Origin of the sequence: Halomonas sp. 707D4 (assembly GCF_024158685.1) — a bacterium.
In the GTDB taxonomy this organism is placed as follows: domain Bacteria; phylum Pseudomonadota; class Gammaproteobacteria; order Pseudomonadales; family Halomonadaceae; genus Vreelandella.
The window spans coordinates 1-2,162 of the sequence record NZ_JAMZBD010000507.1 but is presented as its reverse complement, the minus strand read 5'-3'; the positions used below and the strand labels follow the sequence as shown (position 1 = coordinate 2,162).

Annotated in this window: 1 protein-coding gene and 1 pseudogene; both read right to left on the bottom strand. The window is 69.5% G+C overall.

The window, feature by feature from the left end:
* The coding region (locus BIS11_RS15885; RefSeq protein ID WP_253586518.1) for an aminoacyl-histidine dipeptidase at positions 1-1,428 on the bottom strand (1,428 nt) is incomplete at its 3' end.
* 32 nt (positions 1,429-1,460) lie between these two features.
* Positions 1,461-2,162: pseudogene (locus tag BIS11_RS15880) on the bottom strand (tRNA(Met) cytidine acetyltransferase); the annotation flags it as partial.

The following is a 2,162-nucleotide window of genomic DNA, read 5'->3' as shown; positions in this document are numbered from 1 at the left end:
CATCGCCCAGAACTCGGTGACCGAGTCGAGCTCGACCCGTTCGTTGGGCGAGTGGGCGCCACGAATCAGGGGGCCGAAGGAGATCATGTCGAGCTCAGGGTACTTGGCGCCGAGAATCCCGCATTCGAGCCCGGCATGGATCACCTTGACCGCAGGCTCCTTGCCCAGAAGCGCCGCATGCTGCGCCTTGAACGTCGAAAGCAGGGCACTTTGCGGGTTCGGCGCCCAGCCCGGGTAGCCGTTTTCCACCTTGACCCGCGCGCCCATCAGGCCGAACAGCGCGCTGAACCGGTCGGCGAGCGCTTGCGTCGCGCTGTCGTGCAGCGAGCGCACCAGGGCGCAGAGGTGAAAGCGCCCGTCCACCAGGCGCAGTACGCCCAGGTTGTTGGAGGTTTCCACCACGCCCTCGACATCGGCGCTCATGCGCTCCACACCGCAGGGTGCGGCCAGCAGTGCGGCGATCAGCATGGCGCTGGCGTCACGGGTCAAGGGCTCCGCATCGAGGGCGGTCTCGAGGTGGCGCGCCTTGAGCGACAGTCCCGGGTCGCCGCTGCCGAGCTCCGCCTTCAGCACGCCTTCGAGCCGTTCGATCTTCTCGAAGGCGGTATCGACGTCATCGGCGGGCAGCGCCAGCCGAGCGAAGGCCTCGCGGGGGATGGCGTTTCTCAGCGTGCCGCCCTGGTAGTCGATCAGCCGCGCATCGAGAATGTCCAGTGTGCGCAGCGCCCGCACCAGCAGGCGGTTGGCGTTGCCCAGGGGCTGGTGGATATCCACCCCGGAGTGGCCGCCCTTGAGCCCGGTCAGGGCGAGCTCGATCACGACCTCGTCGTCGCCAAGCGCCTTGCCGGGAAGCTGGGCGTCCACCAGCACGTCCGCCCCGCCGGCGCAGCCGATGTAGACCTCGCCGCGGTCTTCGCTATCCAGATTCAGCAGCAGCGAGCCCTCGAGCCAGTTCTCGGCAAGCCCCAGCGCCCCGCCCATGGAGGTCTCCTCCTCCAAGGTGAACAGCGCCTCCAGCGGGCCGTGGGTCAGGGTGTCGTCCTCGAGCACGGCGAGAATCGCCGCCACGCCCATGCCGTTGTCGGCGCCGAGCGTGGTGCCGTCGGCGTGCAGCCAGCCATCCTTCACGTAGGTGCGGATCAAATCGCGCTCGAAATCGAACGGCGTGTCGGCGTTGGCCTGGGCGACCATGTCCAGATGGCCCTGGAGAATCACGCCGGGGGCACCTTCACCGCCGGGGCTCGCGGGTTTCTTGATGCGCAGGTTGCCAAAGTCGTCGCGATCGTGGGCAAGGCCCAGCCCATCGGCCCAGGTTTCGAGCTTCTCGACCAGCGCGGCTTCATGGCCCGAGGGCCGGGGCGTATTACACAGGGTGCGAAAGTGGCGCCATACCCGCGTGGGTTCCAGCGTATCCAGGTGTGCGTTCATGTGAGCTCTTCTTGATCCGTAACCGCCCTACTCTACCGCTCGGGCTCGAAGGGGGAAAGCGTGGCCTCGGCCACCGCGCGCGCCGCCTGGCGCAGCGCCCGGTTTGCCTCGCGCGGGGCCTGGTGGGGCGCGCGGTTCTGAAACGCCCAGCCGGCCAGGGTTTCGAGATGACCGATGACCTCCGGGGCAAGTGCCTTTTTTACCGCCAGCGCGCTCGCCCGGCGCGCCAGAGCGGCAAGGGCGGCGCGGGCGAGCGCCGGGTCGCGGTGGGCGTAGGCGACATCAATGATGTCCTGGCGCTCTTGGGCGCCAGGCTCGCGCAGTGGCAGCGTGCCAAGCAGACGCAGGACCACCCCGGCGGGCAGCGCCGCCAGCTCGAAGGCCAGAAGCCCCAAAAGTGATGCGGCAAAGGCGCCTCGCAGCGCCGCCAGCACGCGCTCGCCTTCGTCATCGAGGGCGCGGGCGACCATCACCGCGTACTCGCCGGTGGAGGGTTCGCGGGTGACGCCAAGGCGCACCGGTAGAAAGCCAAGCGCCAGCCAGAATTCCAGAAGCGCCGCCTCGGCGCCGAAGGTGGCGCCATAAAGCGCAATGCCCCGGGCGCGCGCGTCGAGAATATCCGCTTCGATCAGCGCGCGCCCGAGCCCTTCGCGGCGCCGTGCCGGGTGGGTGGCGATGCGCGCCACCCGGCGCCAGCGCGCGGTGAGCGCGGCGCGACTGCCGCCGTGGGCGGC